The organism is Athalassotoga sp., assembly GCF_049965695.1.
Lineage (GTDB): Bacteria > Thermotogota > Thermotogae > Mesoaciditogales > Mesoaciditogaceae > Athalassotoga.
This window is the reverse complement of record NZ_JBMFWB010000003.1, coordinates 70287-87543: the sequence shown is the minus strand read 5'-3', so window position 1 is coordinate 87543 and position 17257 is coordinate 70287. Positions and strand designations below refer to the sequence as shown.

At 39.7% G+C, this 17257-nt stretch carries 16 protein-coding genes; 11 read left to right on the top strand and 5 right to left on the bottom strand.

The annotated features are described in order from the left end of the window. Nucleotides 1-186: 186 nt before the first annotated feature. The 5 genes from ACP5NR_RS01770 to ACP5NR_RS01750 are packed head-to-tail and all read right to left on the bottom strand — an operon-like array spanning nt 187 to nt 4217. Nucleotides 187-822, bottom strand: a complete 636-nt coding sequence (locus tag ACP5NR_RS01770) for a hypothetical protein (RefSeq protein WP_428004500.1) — start codon at nt 820-822, stop codon at nt 187-189. Further along, nucleotides 767-1978 (bottom strand): glycosyltransferase family 4 protein, encoded by a 1212-nt coding sequence (locus ACP5NR_RS01765; protein ID WP_428004499.1) that lies wholly within the window; start codon nt 1976-1978, stop codon nt 767-769. Before ACP5NR_RS01765 ends, ACP5NR_RS01770 begins: the two co-directional genes overlap by 56 nt. After that, nucleotides 1975-2472 (bottom strand): hypothetical protein, encoded by a 498-nt coding sequence (locus tag ACP5NR_RS01760; protein ID WP_428004498.1) that lies wholly within the window; start codon nt 2470-2472, stop codon nt 1975-1977. The genes ACP5NR_RS01765 and ACP5NR_RS01760 overlap by 4 nt, the downstream gene beginning before the upstream one ends. Continuing rightward, nucleotides 2465-2872: a ribonuclease HI family protein gene (locus ACP5NR_RS01755; RefSeq protein WP_428004497.1), complete on the bottom strand. Its 408-nt coding sequence runs from the start codon at nt 2870-2872 to the stop codon at nt 2465-2467. Before ACP5NR_RS01755 ends, ACP5NR_RS01760 begins: the two co-directional genes overlap by 8 nt. Beyond that, nucleotides 2865-4217 carry a GlmL-related ornithine degradation protein gene (locus ACP5NR_RS01750; protein WP_428004496.1) on the bottom strand — a complete coding sequence of 451 codons (1353 nt, stop codon included), beginning with the start codon at nt 4215-4217 and terminating at the stop codon, nt 2865-2867. Before ACP5NR_RS01750 ends, ACP5NR_RS01755 begins: the two co-directional genes overlap by 8 nt. 56 nt (nt 4218-4273) lie before the next feature. On the opposite strand from ACP5NR_RS01750, the gene ACP5NR_RS01745 reads away from it, so the two are divergent. From ACP5NR_RS01745 to ACP5NR_RS01695, 11 genes are all read left to right on the top strand, one after another. Beyond that, entirely contained in the window at nt 4274-4726 is a 453-nt protein-coding gene (locus ACP5NR_RS01745) for a SoxR reducing system RseC family protein (RefSeq protein ID WP_428004495.1), read from the top strand. After that, on the top strand, nt 4723-5358 hold the full coding sequence (locus ACP5NR_RS01740; protein ID WP_428004494.1) for an MBL fold metallo-hydrolase: 636 nt from the start codon (nt 4723-4725) through the stop codon (nt 5356-5358). Before ACP5NR_RS01745 ends, ACP5NR_RS01740 begins: the two co-directional genes overlap by 4 nt. Nucleotides 5359-5371: 13 nt before the next feature. Next, a complete protein-coding gene (hpt, locus tag ACP5NR_RS01735) occupies nt 5372-5884 on the top strand; it encodes a hypoxanthine phosphoribosyltransferase (protein WP_428004493.1) in 513 nt (170 codons plus the stop codon). Then, nucleotides 5877-6026 carry a hypothetical protein gene (locus ACP5NR_RS01730; protein WP_428004492.1) on the top strand — a complete coding sequence of 50 codons (150 nt, stop codon included), beginning with the start codon at nt 5877-5879 and terminating at the stop codon, nt 6024-6026. Before hpt ends, ACP5NR_RS01730 begins: the two co-directional genes overlap by 8 nt. Nucleotides 6027-6040: 14 nt before the next feature. Then, nucleotides 6041-8353, top strand: coding sequence for an ATP-dependent DNA helicase RecG (gene recG / locus ACP5NR_RS01725; protein ID WP_428005858.1), 2313 nt, complete (start codon nt 6041-6043; stop codon nt 8351-8353). Next, nucleotides 8353-8892, top strand: coding sequence for a 16S rRNA (guanine(966)-N(2))-methyltransferase RsmD (gene rsmD, locus ACP5NR_RS01720; protein ID WP_428004490.1), 540 nt, complete (start codon nt 8353-8355; stop codon nt 8890-8892). Before recG ends, rsmD begins: the two co-directional genes overlap by 1 nt. 208 nt (nt 8893-9100) lie before the next feature. After that, nucleotides 9101-10984, top strand: coding sequence for a hypothetical protein (locus ACP5NR_RS01715; RefSeq protein ID WP_428004489.1), 1884 nt, complete (start codon nt 9101-9103; stop codon nt 10982-10984). Between the two features lie 9 nt (nt 10985-10993). After that, nucleotides 10994-11839, top strand: coding sequence for a hypothetical protein (locus tag ACP5NR_RS01710; protein WP_428004488.1), 846 nt, complete (start codon nt 10994-10996; stop codon nt 11837-11839). Between the two features lie 4 nt (nt 11840-11843). Further along, complete coding sequence (locus tag ACP5NR_RS01705) at nt 11844-14129, top strand: endonuclease MutS2 (protein ID WP_428005857.1); 2286 nt, start codon at nt 11844-11846, stop codon at nt 14127-14129. Between the two features lie 44 nt (nt 14130-14173). Then, complete coding sequence (locus ACP5NR_RS01700; protein ID WP_428005856.1) at nt 14174-16174, top strand: CBS domain-containing protein; 2001 nt, start codon at nt 14174-14176, stop codon at nt 16172-16174. Then, complete coding sequence (locus ACP5NR_RS01695) at nt 16171-17247, top strand: lysylphosphatidylglycerol synthase transmembrane domain-containing protein (RefSeq protein ID WP_428005855.1); 1077 nt, start codon at nt 16171-16173, stop codon at nt 17245-17247. Before ACP5NR_RS01700 ends, ACP5NR_RS01695 begins: the two co-directional genes overlap by 4 nt. Nucleotides 17248-17257: the final 10 nt, after the last annotated feature.

Genomic DNA, 17257 nt, shown 5'->3' with positions numbered 1-17257 from the left:
CCCTAATGGCAGGTAGAAAAAACAGAGATTAGGGATCAGACATTAGAGAAATTTGTGACGCGTAACGCGTGATCCGTAATCAGAAAAACTTTTCATCTCACCCTTTACTGTTTACTCGTCACTGTTCGCTGATCGTGGCATCCTGCTCTCCGCCAAACTCAAATTTGCATTTCACTTTTAAAGAAATTAAATCAGACCAAAGTTCATTAACAAAAGCCAAAGAAATGAAAGTCCCACTCCGGCCAAAGGACTTATAATCCATGTTTTATCGAATTTTCTGTATCTTATCAACCTGTAAATCAACATTCCGGCAAGCACTATCGCCAAATACCACCATTGAAGTGCCATTATGAATATGAAGATCAGAATTCTTTCAAAATTTCCATCTGCATCGTTGGATTTGATGTCTATCAAATTGGATCTTCTAAAAATATCGGCGAGTACAACAGAAGACAGAACAAGCCCAAAAAGATAATTTATGAATGGTGGTTCTATGTAATTGTGTTCGGCGATGAAAGCGCTGAAGAGAAATGTGAAAAGCAGCGCAACGCCAAGATTCAGGAATTCCATTCCAAGGTACCAAGACAATTTATCGCTTCTCGGTTTTAAGAATGTAAGCCCCGCCGTTATGATTATGTAGGTAAGTATCGCGATCATTCCTGTCTGAAAAACAAGTAAATTAAATGAAAGGGCGAGACCTATAAGAATAGTCCAGAGTACGGCCTTTTGAATTTCGGATTTGTTTTGACGGTATACCAAAGAGTTGTTAGAAAAACCGTAATCCGATGTCGTGTAGATAAGTAAAAAAAGATTTGGTACCATATATCTTCCTCCTTTTTTTTGAAAGTTCTGCGGTTTCATGGTATATATCTTGCAAACGTTTGGCCATCGTGTCCATTGACCAATTTTGGTTAACGTAATTCACACCTTCGTCTGAGAGCCTTAACCTCAAATTTCTATCTTTTAAAATGTTCTCCATTTTATCCACGAAAGGTTTTATAAGTGGTTCTTCCACGAGCAAACACCCTTTGCCCTCGACAAGTACATCCGCAATTCCTTCCTTTGCCACGGCGACTACCGGAAGTCCTGCTGAAAGTGCTTCCAAAACGACGAGACCTTGCGTTTCCGTAATTGAAGCAAAAGCGAATAGATCCGATTGTCTGTAATATTCTATTATATCTTCTCTTGTTATGTAACCTGCAAATACAACTTTATTTCTTATACCAAGGTGTGACACTTTGTGAATTATTTCTTGTTTTTCTGGACCATCTCCAACTATCAAAAGCGTTGTGTTGTCAATTCTTTTGTGAAGTTCGAAAAAAGTGTCTATCAAGAAAAGAATATTTTTTTCTTTTGCCACCCGTCCCACAAAAAGTATGATTTTATCATTTGGAGGTATGCCGTGTTTTTCTCTTATCGAATATCTTAAGCCTCTCTGAAAATTTTTTACATCTATACCAGTTGGAAGCGTGTAAATGGGTGCTTTCACACCGTAATCCATAAGTTCAGTCTTTATCTTTTCAGTTGGAGCGATAACCGCATCTGTCATGTTGCAAAACCACATGCTGAATTCCTTTACGGCTTTTTCCGTTGGCCTCAGTGGCATCGGAAGGTAATGCCTGTATTCGGTTAAAAGCGTATGATAGGTGTGTATGTGCGGAATTCCGATTTTTTCGCTTAACCTTATCGCTTGAAAACCCATGCTGAAAGGAGCGTGAGAATGAACCATCTCAAGATCCAATTTTAATGATAATTTCAGTATTTTTTGAGACAAAGGTATGGCAAATCTGTGCTGGGGCTCAAAAAAGAATTTTAACCCACTTACCTTGAAAGCGTGATTTTCGTTTGAAGGAACGACGGGAGCAAAAACGTAAACGTTATTTCCCATTTCTTCAAGATATTCCTTGAAAAGATGAACCGACGTGGCAACGCCGTTTATTTGCGGGATGTATGTATCACTCATCATACCGATGTTCACAAAAACCATCTCCTGAAGATAAACGCAATCACCAAAAAAAAGACAAAATCTCTCCCTATTCTCATCGTTAATGTGTAGAGAATGCCTCTTCCCATCGAAGATCTGACAAGATAAAATTCAAGCAGCACTGACCACACGATCGGAATGGCAAGGAATATGTAAGACAAATTCCAAAATAGGGCAACGGAAAGAATCCAGCCCGTTAAAATATGCGGGATTAAAACGTATGGAAATCCCCAGAAAACTTTTTCATTTCTCGCCACAAACATGTGAAGTGCTCCAGAAAAAATTTCATACAGAAATATAAGGGCTAAAATTACAAGAGAAAAATAAAAAAAGCCACCAAAAAGCGGTGTTTCTTTGAACACGGGAAAAATTACGATCATATTCACAAGCCACAAGATCAAAGTCGAAAGCAAAGAGTCAAAAGGTCCAAATGTTGAATTTTTGAAAAAGGCTTTAGGGGTAAAAAACAAGTCAAAGATCTTATTCAATTCCAATTTCCCCCCTTACAAATCTGACAAGACGATCGGCAATTTTATTTTCTTTTCTTTCATTCCATTCAAATTCTACTTTCATTCCTTTTAACAGATCATCTATTTTTTCCTTTATCGAAAGTAAGTTATTGGCTTTTACCTTATATTCGCCTTTCATCTGACTTACAACCAATTGACTATCGCTGAGGATTTTTACACGTTTTCCCGGAAAATGCGCCTTTAAATATTCCAAAGCCATCACAATAGCGATATATTCTGCTTCGTTATTTGTTGCCATTTCTATGTATTCACAATGGGCGCACTTTAATTTCCCTTTTTCTTCCACCGTAAAAGCGACACCTGATGGTCCCGGATTTGGATTTGATCCGCCATCTGTCCTTACTACGATATCAGCCAACACTTTTGACATCTTCCATCAACAACTTCTTCGCTGATTCAGGATCTATTTGAGATATAAGTCCGCAAGCGGCAAAGATGTAATTTGAATCAACGTAAAGTTTAGCCTCAGGCCTGGGCAATAAAGCCATGGGATGCTTTTTGGAGATGTTTTTGATCTCATTCAATATTTCAACATTTAACTTTGAGCGGCTTAATACCCCTCCCGTACCAAATATGTTTCTCACGGCCGTAAGATCCTTTCCTTCGGCAATTTCAACTCTTCCCGTTGGTCCGTAAAGATATCTTTTCTGTCCGGCATGTCTTATTATACTCTCAGAGGCGCAGGCCAAGGATAAAGTTTTAATGAACTTTTCCATTCTTTCATCTTGCGGATAAGGTGTTATCCTATCTAACAGCGCTTGATGATCCAAAAATTCATTTCTTATCCATTCAAAATTTTGAACAACGTTTTTTGCATTCACGAAAACGCCAAGATCTCCTTCAACAGTTCGTTTTGCAAAAGGTTCGGGCGAAATGAGAATTTTTTGAATTTCCGGAGAGCCATTGGTTATGGAATCAACATCGGTTGTTGCACCGCCAATGTCTATCGCGAGAGCATCTCCCATCTCCTTTTGCAGTATCTCGACGGCTGACATAACGGCCGCCGGCGTGGGAATTATCTTTCCCGTGACTTTGCCATCGAGTTTAGACATGCCGGGACCGTGAATTATATGTTTTGCGAATACATCCTGAATTATCTTTCTGACCGGCTCAACGTTTAAAAGATCAACCTTTGGATAAACGTTTTGAGTTACGATTATTTCCTTTCCGGATGCTTTGAAGATATTTTCAACTTTCGATGCAACGGCAACATTTCCTGCGTAAACAAAAGGAAGGTTCAGATCGCTTTTTGCAAAAATTTCTGCATTGTACAGGGCAGTTTCACTTTCTCCGTTGTCTACTCCTCCGGAAAGCAGAATGAGTTTTGGCGATATTTTCTTAACCTCATCGATCGTCTCGGCAGAAATCTTTCCGCTTGTCGCGAAAACGACTATCGCTCCCGCCCCAAGTGCAGCCTCTCTGGCCGCTCTTACGGTCATGCTGTAAACAAGGCCGTGTACGGTCATCTTAAGTCCACCCGCTGCGCTTGAAGAAACGATCATCTTCGACCAACTTACCTTTTCACCGATCTTTTTTTCAATCGATTCAAGCGCCTTCTCTATGCCGATCGTCACATCTCCTTCGTTGACAGTCGTGTAATGTTCGCCTTGCACAAAGAGTTTTGGACGATCGCCAATCCCCACAAATCCGCTTAAAACAGTCGTCGTGCTTCCTACCTCTACGGTTAAAATATCTAAATTCACTTTATCTCTCCTCAAAACAGTGATATAATAATTATATCAGAAAGGTGGCGATCTTGATGATAGAAATTGCCAAAGTTATAAAGGTTGAAAAAAGTTCCATAATAGTCAACGTTACTTCGACAAGTTCATGTTCGGAGTGTATTATGGCCGGTCATTGTGCTTTAAACTCGAGTTCTCAAACGCTTATTCCAAGGCCAAAAGATCTTGATGTAAAAGTGGGTGATTATGTCGAATTTGAAACTCCAAAAAATTTGAATGCGACGAAACTATCAATGTTACTTTACGGGATTCCTCTTATCATCTTCATAGGAGGAACCATAACGCTTATAAATGTGACAAAACTTGGAAATTTCTGGTCTCTTGGAATTTCTCTTGCAGGTGCAGGAATTTATTACTGGCTTTTGAGTTGGCATTCAAAAAAACACCAGGAAAAATATTCTCCATATCACGTGAAAAAGGTAGATCCGCCAACAAATGTTAATTTTGAAAGTGTAGGTGACTTGCGATGAAGTTCTGGTGGTTCGGACATTCTTCTTTTGCCATCGAAGATGATGGTGTTTTTCTTGTGACCGATCCTTTTGACAAAAGTGTTGGTTATCCGATTCCAAACGTAAAGCCTACCCATGTGACCGAAAGCCATCAACATTTCGATCATAACGCTCACAATTTGTTAAGAGGAAATTTTGAAGTCATCAAAGAACCCGGGACTTACAATTTCGGCACCCTTCAAATCGAAGGTATACCATCCTACCATGACGAAGAAAAGGGTGCAAAAAGAGGCCCAAACATCATCTTCAAGATGAAGTTCCCGTCATCTATGACCGTTGCGCATTTTGGTGATCTGGGTCACATGATCGACGAAAATACGTTTAAAAAACTTGAAAACATCGATGCAGTGATGATACCCGTCGGTGGAGTGTTCACCATAGACGCAAAACGGGCAACGGAAATTGTGAACCGTTTGAAGCCGCACCTTATTTTCCCGATGCATTACATGACCAAATACGTGAGTTTTGAACTCGGAAAACTTGAAAATTTCACCTCATCTTTTAAAGATGTCTTAAATGTAAAGGGTGCTTTTGAAGTAAAGTTGGAAGATATGAGAAAATTTGATCGTAAAGTTGTCATATTCGAAATGTAAACGGGGGTGCTTCGTGCAAACACTTTTCACAAGAGAAGAGATTCATACTCGTATTAAGGAACTCGGAGATGAAATAACAAGTATTTACAGTCCTTTTACAAACGAGATAATGGCAGTTTGTGTTTTGAAAGGAGCAGTCCATTTTTTCAGCGATCTTGTGCTTGAGATAAACATGAACGTGCTTTACAGTTTTGTCCAGGTCTCAAGTTATTCCGGCACTGGAAGCACCGAACGCGTAAGGGTGAAATCCTGGCTTGATGAGAGTATATACGGCAAGCACATACTCGTCGTCGAGGACATAGTCGATACCGGCATAACGCTTAATTACATTCTTGGATATTTTGCGAAATACAAACCGGCGACGCTTAAAGTTGCCACGCTTTTCGAAAAAAAGGCTCACAGAAAAGTCGATGTGCCGATAGATTTTGTCGGCTTTGAGATAGGGGATAAATTTATAGTTGGTTACGGCTTCGACTACGATCAAAAAAAGCGTAATTTGCCTTTTGTAGGGGTCGAAGATGCGTGAAGGTCAAATTACTTTACTTGTCATCGTTTTGTTGCTTATAACGGTTGAAATCGTTGTGAACATTTATTTTCAAATTCAAACAAATCAAATGGATATTCAAAGGATGAACATTCATAATCTCATTCAAATGCACTCACGATAAACGAGGTTATGGAGATGCTTTTTGAAGAGTTCGTCGATGCCGCTGAAGAAAAAATAAATGGGACGCTTGACGGAAGTTTTGAAACTTCCGAATTTGAAAAATTCATAAGAGATGCAATCAAAGAAACACTTGTCACGCCGGACGTCAAAGAAAGATTTGATGCTTTTTGTGGGTATTTCATGGGTATTTCGAAATTGACAAAAGATCGCGTTGAGGTAAGGCTAAAAAACGGGATTAGGATGATAGAAAAGTTAAGAATGGAAAATCTCGTTGAACCTCCACCAGTTAGCGATGAAACGCTTAACCTCGATGTCGATGTGAAATTCGGTAAAAAGGTCGGACCAATCCGGGAAGCAGCCCTGCAAAAACTTGGCATTTACACACTCAGAGATCTCATGTACCATTTTCCTCGCCTTTACGACGATTGGAGAAGACCTTTGAGGATACTTGACCTTAGGGTCGGTGAACAAGTCGCCGCGACTGCCGAAATTGTGAGCGTTGAGAAGGTAAGAGTTAAAAATTTCAAGATTGTGAATGTCGTTGTCACAGACGGTTTTTCCAACATGTACCTTGTATGGTTTAATCAGGACTACCTTTACGATACCCTTTCAAAAGCAAAGCGAATAGCCTTCAGTGGATTGGTAAAAAAAGAATACGGAAATTTCAAAGTTTACTCTCCTGACTTTCAAATTGTGGATGACGCACCTCCTAACATATTTCCGATATACGATTTAACCGCCGGCATCTCTCAGGGGGTGATGAGATCCATAATCGAGAGCAATGTAAAGTACATAGGTGCTTTTAAAGAGATCATTCCGGATGAATTCCTCAAAAGAAGAGAACTTATAGACATAAAGCGTGCGATTTACGGAATGCATTTTCCTAAAAGTGAATTTCATCTCAGGGCGTCAAAAAAAAGACTCGCATACGATGAATTTTTTCTGCTTGAAACATCTAAAATGATGATCAAAAACAGCGTTCAATCAAAGGGTGGAATATCGAAAACATTCCAAAATCGCATATCCAAGAAATTCATTGAATCTCTTCCATTTAAACTTACCAACGCGCAAAAACGCGCAATCGATGAGATTGAGAGAGATTTAAAGAGTGATAGAATGATGAACAGATTGCTTCATGGAGATGTTGGCAGTGGGAAAACCGTCGTTGCCGAAATTGCGGCTTTGGATGTCATCGAAAGCGGGTTTCAGGTCGCATTCATGGCTCCAACGTATGTGCTTGCAAAACAACATTACGATAGGATAAAAAAAGATTTGTCCGGATTGAACATCAAAGTTGGATTTATTTCTGGTTCAACCGCGAATGCAGAAAAGATGGATGTGAAAGAAAAATTAGCGTCTGGAGAACTTGACCTTATCATAGGGACGCATGCATTGATTCAAAAAGACGTGAATTTCAAAAATCTTGGACTTGTCGTGATAGATGAACAGCACAAATTTGGCGTCAAGCAACGTGAAACTCTCATGTCCAAAGGTAAAGCGGTTGATACGCTTGTGATGACGGCAACCCCGATCCCGAGGACTCTGTCCATGACCTTTTACGGCGATCTTGACGTTACGGTCATAGATGAGATGCCTCACGGCAAAAAAAATCCGAGAACTTTGATAGTAAATGATTCCAAAAAAGACGAAGTTTACGAATTTGCCATGCAAGAAATGGATCAAGGTGTCAGCGTTTTTTGGATTGTTCCTTTGATAGAAGAATCTGAGAAAATAGAACTCAGCGCCGCAAAAAAAGTTTACGAAGATTTTAAAAGCGGTCCTTTTAAAGATCGTCAAATAGGCCTGCTCCATGGCAGAATGTCTTCGGAAGAAAAAGAGAGTGTCATGGAGAAATTTTTGAAAAAGGAAATTCAACTGCTCGTTTCCACCACGGTGATAGAGGTTGGAATAGACATTCCACACGCCGGCGTCATGGTGATAGAACATCCAGAGAGGTTCGGTCTCGCACAACTTCATCAACTTAGAGGAAGGGTAGGAAGAAGCGGCAACGAATCTTTTTGCATCTTGCTTACGGGTGGCATTGAACTCGATAGATTAAGATATTTTGAGCATACTTTCAATGGCTTCAGTCTTGCCGAATACGATCTGAAAATGCGTGGCCCCGGAGAGTTCATGGGTACCCGGCAGCATGGCATGCCAGAATTCAAAGTTGCCAACCTTGTCGAAGACGAAGCGATATTGTTGATGGCAAGAGAAGACGCGGGTGAAATTGTAGAAGCAGATCCAAATCTCGATCATCATCCCGAACTTCTTGAAGAGATAAACAAAAGGTACGGTGAGAAGATCAAATTTGTGGAGGTCGGTTGATGAAAATAACAGGTGGCAGATATTCGAAAATGAATATTTCTGCCGTTTCAGATAAAAGAACCCGTTATACGCCTGCAATCGTCAGAGAAGCACTTTTTAACATGATAGACGTAACGGGCATGAAAATGTTGGAACTTTTCGCGGGAAGCGGCGTTATTTCAGCCGAAGCGCTTAGCAGATCCGTTGAGAACACCACCTTGGTTGAGATATCAAGGCCATCTTGCATTACGATCAGAAAAAATCTGGAAAAGTTTGGTGACAATTTCACGATTCTTAACCTTGATTTCAGAATAGCAATTCGCAGATTGATATCAAAGGGCAGTGATTTCGATTTCATATTCGCCGATCCTCCTTTCGGGACAGGTTTGCTTTTCGAAACGTTTAAAGAGATCGACGGTCATCCAGAGATACTAAGATCAGACGGCATAATCGTTATAGAATCTTTTGAAAAGGAAATATTACCCGATGAAGGCAAAAATATACATCTGAAGTCCAAAAAAAATTACGGAGATGTGATTTTGAACTTTTTTGTGAGATAATTAGACGTCCAAAGAAAATTGTGGGTAAGTATACTAAAACTTTTTTAAAGGTGAAACACAATTTTTGAGTTTGGCGGAGGGCAGGATGCCGAGAGGTGGCCGACGCTGCGCAGCGAGGACAGACACCGAAAGGCGAGGGCCGGAGCCAACGATGTTTCATATTTAAAGTTGATCAAGTATATTTGATAGCGTTGGGGGAGGTTTTAAAATGAAAAAACTTTTATTTCTTACGCTGGCCATTATGATTCCGGTTTTTGCAATCGGTGTATCTGTTTCTTTGACGGCAACGCCAACTTTTCTTTTGAATGGCACCGTAACTTTGACCATGTACTCATCTCCGACCATTTCATCTTCCGCTTCCGCCGTTATTTCGATTTACAATTCATCGACAGGTTCAACTCAAACTTTGAGTCCATCCTTTGTTGACGGTGAATACATCTGTAACTACAACGTCAGCGATCATGCGAATTACAAAGCGCAGGGTATTTTACAGACTGCCAGCGCGAACTTTTTTTCAAATGTCGCAACTTTTACAAGTGATATACCTGCAGCAAGCGTTCAATCGACAATCGTTTACGTTCCTTTCATATCCAACGGATTGCAATCTTACGTTGTGAATGTTCAAAATATAGGATCCAAAACACTTTCTTTCACAAATTTTTCTTCTCCGACCGGCCTTTCAATAAATCCCACGACTGGACAGATTCCGGCAGGTGAAACGGCAACTTTTTCCGTAAAACCGACCGGCGTTTTTCTTCCTTCTAAAAGTTATACGCTTGATGCCGTCATGAGTACAAATGATCCCCGATCTGGAATGTCCGATTATTTGCTTGCAAGGTTCTTGTTAGGGCCTGACGGGCTTGTGGTGATGCCTGTTTCAATTTCGGGCACAAGTTTTGGCGTCGGTAGCAACGTATCCGCAAATTTTTCAATTTATTATTCGAATAACGTCTCGCTTTCTTACGTTTACGTGGTGTGGCTGACACCGCAAAATTCGCAAATGTTGAATTTACAGCCCTCCGGAAATGATTTTTCATCGACTTTGAATATGACCTTAGCCGGTACTTACACTTTGTCAAAGATAATAGTCGGGTATGTGTACAGAAACCAAAGTCTTGAAATGAGCGTAAATCCAGGCGTAAGTGTACGGGCAGTTAACATCACCCCTTCCATGAACATAAACCTTGTTAACGGAAAAGATCAGGTAGTTGTGAATGTTTCTTCGGTATCTACGCCGACTGTAACGGTTAAAGACGTTTCTGTCAAATATGTTGTGCCGGTGAAAAGCATAAATCAAACATGGGTTGGCACTTACACGTACAGCAACAATCCGGGAAATGTTAGCATCACGGCAACTTTTCTGAATACTTCAAGTGTGATATCGAAAAGTTTTTCAAAATACATGGTAAGCGGTGGGATGAACATCACCCTTTCCGATGGCGGATGGGTGACAATTCCGCCCAATGCTTTCTCTGCTCCATCTTTGATAGCCGTCTACCTTGAGAGTTTCAATCCGCAGGATTTTTACACAGGTTATTCGAATTTCAACCAGGTATCGGATGCGATCTCCATCGTTTCTGACGTCACGCCTGTTGCTTCTTTTAGTTACAATCTTTACTTTTCCAATCAAACTGTAAATGGACTTTTTGGTGATATAAAGGTTTATTCGTATCAGAATGGAAAATGGCAACTCTCACCGGTACCGCTTAACGTTGAAGTGGGCATGCAAATGGTTAATTTTCAGGCTCCAACCGGTACTTACGCGCTTGGATTGAATGCACAGGTGCAACGCAACCAGTCTCCCTCGATCATCTCATTTTGGTCAGTTCCTTCTAATTTGATCGGACAGGGAAACGTTTATTTCTATCTGACCGTAAACAATGACTGTTATTACAAGTTGTATCTGTACGATATGCGGGGAAGAATCGTTGGATTTCAAAGCGGAATGGCAGTATCTTCGAATAGAAATCTCGTTTACACGCTTGAGCCATCTTCAATTTCAAACGGTTTGTACGTTGCGGTTATAGGAATCGGAAATCTTCCAAATAGTTTCACACAAACTCGATCAATACCGTTTGCGATCTCTAAATGAGGTGATAAGATGAAAAAGATAATTTATGTTTTCTTACTTCTAACGTTTTTTTCGATTGTCACTTTTGGCGATGTGCTGGACGAGTTAGACAATCCATCCGCCTACGGCATATCTATGGGTGGTGCTTTATACACCGTTTTTGCAGGACCGCAATCCATCGCTTACAATCCTGCCGGAATCGCGACTGAAGGCGGCTTTTTCTTTTCCCATGTGGAACATTACTTGGGAGTCATAAGAAACGATTTTCTTGCCGGATCTTTAAACGCCGGCAACTTTTACTTTGGCAGTTCAATGCAAACGACCAGATCGGTAGATGTCAGCGATTTAAATTATTCCCAATACATATTTTCCGGAGCAATTGCTTACAGAATGAAAAATATCTCAATAGGCACGGACATGAACGGCTTTTTTGGCACAGACGTGATAAATGGGTTTTCAATGGATTTGGGTGGCATATTTCAAACGGGTAACTACACTTTTGCGGCTGTTTTGAAAAATGCATTGGCTTCCATAACATGGCAATCCACGCCACCGACTGTCGAGAATTATCCGGCAGAGGTGATCCTTGGAGTCGGTTATTCATCTTCATCTTTTGATGTTAACACTTTCGTTAACTTCACATCAAAAGAATTTGGTGCCGGCGTTCAATTTCCTCTGACGAAATTCTTCAGCATTGTAGGCGGTTACAAGGGATCAATAGGTGCCCAGATCTCAAATGCGTTAAGTGCGGGTTTGGTGATTAAAAATTATCTTGGTTTCGATCTTTTCGTTTCTTACACTTTTCTTGATTCAGCGAATTTTGGCCAACTCCTCAGTCCTTTTACGGTCTCTATGAATTATAATTTTGGAGGTTGAAGTTTTGAAAGTCGATCGTAAAACCCTTCAAGAATTGGAATTCTACACTTTTATAGATACTTTAAAAGATCTATCTTTTTCTCCTTACGGGAGAAAATATTTTGATAATCTGAAATTTGACTCGGATCCGCGGCAGGAATATTTAAAGGTTATCGGAGTTACAGAGGTCTTTCAACAAATAACTTCTCTGTTGTCCAAGGTTGAATACATGGAAGAACCTTTGAAATCAATTTTAAACGGCAAAAGAATCGGCACAAAAGATCTTGTTGATTTTGGCGAACTATTCAGAATTTCGAAAAAAATTTCAGATTTACTTCTGTCTGTGCCTTCGATGGTCAGCATTGCGGTACAGATGATTCCTCCGAAAGGGTTTGTCGAATTTTGCGATAAAACCTTTAATCCGGATGGAAGTGTTAAAGACAGTGCCTCTCCAGAACTTGTCAGAATTAGAAAGGAAATACATGGAATAGAGCAAGAAATAGATGACAGGATAAAAAAAATGATCGTAGAAGGAGTGAAATCAGGTTACATTTCAGAAGCGCTTGTTGTCCAGCGGCACGAAAGATATGTACTTCCCGTCGATGCGCAAAGCCGATCCAAGGTAAAAGGCATAATACACGGTCAATCGGCAACGGGACTCACCTACTACGTTGAACCGGAAGAGATGATAGAACTTAACGATGCACTCGCCATAGCGAGATCTAAAGAATCTATCGAGATATCGAAAATAGTCAACAACGGGATTGATATGATAGCCAAGAACGCCGAGACGATCTTCAAACTCATGAATGCAATGGGTGAATTTGACTTTATTTACGCAAAAGTTTCTTACAGTCTAAAGAATTCATGCATCATACCGGTGGTAAGAACGGATGGATTCATCAAAGTGGTAGGAGGTAGCAATCCGCTCATTTCAAATGACAAAGTCGTTCCGGTGGATGTTGAAATAAAGGACACAGATCGTGTTATAGTCGTAAGCGGGCCAAATATGGGCGGTAAAACGGCCTTTTTAAAGACGATAGGCCTTTTTTCCCTGATGTCCGCGCTTGGCATTCCTATCCCGGCAAAAAACGGAACCGAACTTTCACTTTTTCAATCACTTTACTCTGACATAGGTGATGATCAGTCCGTTAAAAATGAATTGAGCACTTTTTCTGCGAGAGTTTTAAGGGAAAATGAAATATGCAAGATGTCAAACGCTGAAACGATCGTTTTGATAGACGAGATAGGAGAGGGGACGGAGCCATCTGAAGGTGCTGCCTTTGCAAAGTCTATCCTTGATATCTTGATTTCTAAAGGCACAAAGGTGCTTGTCACCACACACCTTTTGGAACTTAAAAACCTTGCCTATTCCGTTAAGAATGTCAGAAATGCTTCGGTGGGTTTTGATATCGAAAAGATGGAGCCGACTTACCGCGTGTACATGGATCTGCCGGGCAGAAGCAGAGCACTTGAAATCATCGAAAAAATGGGTGTTTCAAAAGAAATCATAGAAAATTTTAAGAAAAATCGATCGACCGCTTTTTCAAACGGCGATATGCTCATAGAAGAACTTCAAACCAAAATCCGCGATTACGAAAATAAACTTGAAAATATAACGCAAAGAGAAAAAGATCTTGACCAAAAAGAAAAAGATTACGAATCTAAATTTGAAAAGTTGAAATCGAAAGAAATAGCAGAATTATCTTCGGAAGTAAGGCTGCTTTCAGATCAGATTCTCGAGATAAAGAAAGAAACAGAAGAGGCCATACACAGGTTAAGATCATCAAAAAACGAAGATGAACTCGTGATGCAAAACAAAAAACTTGAAGAATTGAGAAAAATTCTTGAAAAATCTGAAACCGAAAAATCGTCGAATCTTTCTTTTGATTCAACATCTTACGTAAAAATAAAAGGTACCGATGTGGTTGGAAAGATAAAATCACTCAAAAAAGATTCGGTCATCCTTGATGTTGAAGGATCGAATGTCGAAATTTCTCCTGAAAAACTCGAAAAGATTGAAAAACCCCAAAAAATCAACGTAGACAGAGAAAACGTCGAATATGTCAAAAATGAAAAAATTTCAAATGAAATAGATGTAAGAGGACTAACGGTAGAAGATGCTATTCCGCTTGTTGAAGAATTTATTGAGCATATGATAAAATCTAATTCGGTTGGTTTTATAATTCACGGCAAAGGCACCGGAAAACTTTCAAACGGTATATGGTCTTTTCTGAGATCAAAGCACGTCAAATTCAGAATAGGACGTGAAGGTGAAGGTGGTACGGGAGTAACGGTGATAGGAGAATAAAAGTATGATTTTCGTATTTGATGAAAATAAGCGTGATTTGGAATATGAAAGTTAAGAAATTCCCTGCCACTTTGGATGGATTAAGCAGCGCGGTGGCGTGGAAATATCTTTATCCATCGTCTAAAATTTTACTCGCTGGCAAACCTGACGATGCTCTCAAGAAATTTACTCAGATTGGGAATTTTGAGATAAATCAAAAAGAAGAGGCATTGGAATCTTCGAGATGCGAAACATCCCGACTTTTGTTGAAAATTCAAAAAAAGCATTTAAATCCCTCCGTCGAAGATATGAAGTTGTTTGCCTTTGTGATATATTCAAAAACAAAATCTTTACTTGATCCGATAACCGATGAAGATGATGTGCTCGCCCTTGCTTTTTGCGTGAAATCCGGTTTCAATCTTGGTTCAATTATGGCGGAATTTTCAGAAAAAGTGAATCTTTTAGCCGAAAATATAATGACAAGTCCGGTCACAACCGTTAAAGTCGGAATCAGCGTTTCAGACGTGAAAAAGGTGATCGACAAAACAGGCCTTACAGGACTTCCGGTTGTAGATGAAGAAAATCACGCGCTTGGCATGGTGACAAAAAAAGATCTTGATCGTGCCATCAAATCCGATATCGATGATTTATCACTTGTGATGAGCATACCGGTTATAACCGTCAAAGGTGACGATCAAGTTCATAAAATAGGAGAATTGATGGCCACTCACGATGTTGGACGAATTGTCGTTGTCGATGGCGATCAAAGGGTAATTGGAATAATAACAAGGAGAGACCTTGTAAGGGCAATCGTAAGCACAACGATGGAATACCGCATTGTATGGAATATGATCGACAAGATGAAAAAAACCCTTTCTTCTAAACTTTTTTCTATGCTTAAAGAAATCGGTGAATTTGCCTTTTCAAGGGGAGAAAAGATATACGCAGTTGGAGGCTTTGTAAGAGATCTCATCATGGGCACGGAAAGTCTTGACATAGATACCGTCGTTGAAGGTGATGGAATCGAGATGGCAAAAACTTTTGCGAGTTTTAGAAATGTTCGGTGTCTTACATATCCGGAATTCGGGACGGCAACGATAAAGTTAAATGGAATATCGATAGACTTTGCAACGGCACGTACGGAGTATTATGAAGCGCCAGGGGCGTTGCCCAAGGTTGAAAGATCTAATTTAAGACGAGACCTTTACAGAAGGGATTTTACGATAAACGCTATGGCGATAGATCTAACTCCGGATAATTTCGGAATGATGATAGATTTTTTTGGTGGAATGGAAGACATTCGAAATAAAAAGATACGTGTATTGCACAGTTTGAGTTTTGTAGAAGATCCGACGAGAATTCTCAGGGCTTTAAGATATGCCGCAAGATTTGATTACGGATTATCGTCGAACACAGAATCACTGCTAATGAGTGCGATTAAAAACGGTTATCTTTTTTCTGTGACGCCTTCAAGGATCAGATCGGAATTTGAAAGATCCGTTGAAGATGAGAGGGCTTCTAAGATATTCGAATTTTATCAACAATATGGTATTTTAAAGGCGCTTTACTGTGAGTCGAACATCAACTTCTCGAAATTCTTTACAATGGCAAAAATGGATGAATTCGTGAAGTTAAACAAATTGTACGCCATTTTTTTGCTTATTCTCAAAAATTGTCAGTTCAAAAGATCGGTTGAAATAATAAAACTTTATGGAATGCCTTCAAAATTCGTTAACGCTCTTTCATCGATCCAAAACGATGAGTTCATCTCATCAGTTGCAAATCCAAAAAGTAATTTCGATCTCTACATTTTGATGAAATCACTTCCCATTGAGGCAACATTTGTGCTTGCTTACGATGAAAGAACGGAAAAAAGTGCTTTTAAATATTTGGATGATTTATCGAAAATAACGCTTAAAAAAGTTAACGGTGCTCTCTTAAAGGAGAAGTATAAGATGGACGGTATGGAGATAAAACACACCCTCGAAAAAATAACTGAAATGAAGATGAATTTTGGAATGGATGAGGAAGAAGCGCTTAAAAAGATAATTGGTGATGCAAATTGAAAAAATTCGCGATTTATGCCGTCATCATAGGTATAGTGTCTGCTGTGATGATATATTTGCTCAATTATTTCGGAGGCGGCATAAATATCAACGATCTTTATTTTTTCTTTTTGAAGAGTTGGTGGGGTCTCATCGGTATAGGACTCATGTTAGTTTCATGGGTAACGGATGCGCTCAACACTTACATACTCGTTAGACTTTCAAAATCGAAGATAAGTTTTTTCCGATCTTTGAAAGCAACCATCATATCCAACTTTTTTGGAATGATAACGCCTTCATCGACTGGCGGTCAACCTATGCAAGTGGTTTATTTAAATAAAGTCGGAGTTTCACCGGGAATATCAACTTCTATACTCGTTTTCAAATTTATAGCCTGGCAAGGTGCGATAGAGATGATAGCAATTTTTGAATTAAGACGCGCCATAGTGTTGTTAAACGGTGTTCCTTCCGCCCTTTCCCTTGCCATAATCGGCTTTATCATATCATCCTCGATAATAGTGCTTATGATACTTTTCAATTTTAACAGGAAAGTTTACAACATGTTTTTCAACGTTATAAGAAAATTCATAGCGCTGTTCAAATTTAGCAAAAGGATAAGGCCAAAAGCCGAATGGTTACTTCAAAGGTTTGATAATGAGATAGGAAAATATTCAGACAGTGCGAAGAATTTTACCCAGAAACCTTACATTTTGGTTCTTGTTTTTGTACTTTCGATTGTATCAAGCGGTGCTGGCCTTTTGCTTGTACTTCCAACGATAGCGTCTTTGGGCCTTTTCAACAACGGTATTCAAGAATTTCTGGATGTTTTGGCGATTCAATCGCTTGCCACTCTTATAATATATTATTCTCCGACGCCCGGATCAACCGGAACCGCGGAGGGTGAATTTTACCTCTTCTTTTCGGCGATAGTGCCGGGAAGATATCTTGCAACCATTACCATAGAATGGGGAATTTTGAGGTATTTCATACCTTTAATCATAGGATTTATCGTCGTGCTTTTTGAATCTTTGAGAAGAATAAAAGTTACTCCGGAAAAAGAAAAAGATGTTATAATAAAAGAGAAGTCTTCATAGGAGGTTTTAA

Excerpts from the sequence above, each read along its gene's own strand:
- ACP5NR_RS01770 (WP_428004500.1), bottom strand. The coding sequence starts at position 822 with ATGGTACCAAATCTTTTTTTACTTATCTACACGACATCGGATTACGGT.
- ACP5NR_RS01745 (WP_428004495.1), top strand. The coding sequence starts at position 4,274 with ATGATAGAAATTGCCAAAGTTATAAAGGTTGAAAAAAGTTCCATAATA.
- ACP5NR_RS01740 (WP_428004494.1), top strand. The coding sequence starts at position 4,723 with ATGAAGTTCTGGTGGTTCGGACATTCTTCTTTTGCCATCGAAGATGAT.
- ACP5NR_RS01730 (WP_428004492.1), top strand. The coding sequence starts at position 5,877 with ATGCGTGAAGGTCAAATTACTTTACTTGTCATCGTTTTGTTGCTTATA.
- recG (WP_428005858.1), top strand. The coding sequence starts at position 6,041 with ATGCTTTTTGAAGAGTTCGTCGATGCCGCTGAAGAAAAAATAAATGGG.
- rsmD (WP_428004490.1), top strand. The coding sequence starts at position 8,353 with ATGAAAATAACAGGTGGCAGATATTCGAAAATGAATATTTCTGCCGTT.
- ACP5NR_RS01715 (WP_428004489.1), top strand. The coding sequence starts at position 9,101 with ATGAAAAAACTTTTATTTCTTACGCTGGCCATTATGATTCCGGTTTTT.
- ACP5NR_RS01710 (WP_428004488.1), top strand. The coding sequence starts at position 10,994 with ATGAAAAAGATAATTTATGTTTTCTTACTTCTAACGTTTTTTTCGATT.
- ACP5NR_RS01700 (WP_428005856.1), top strand. The coding sequence starts at position 14,174 with ATGAAAGTTAAGAAATTCCCTGCCACTTTGGATGGATTAAGCAGCGCG.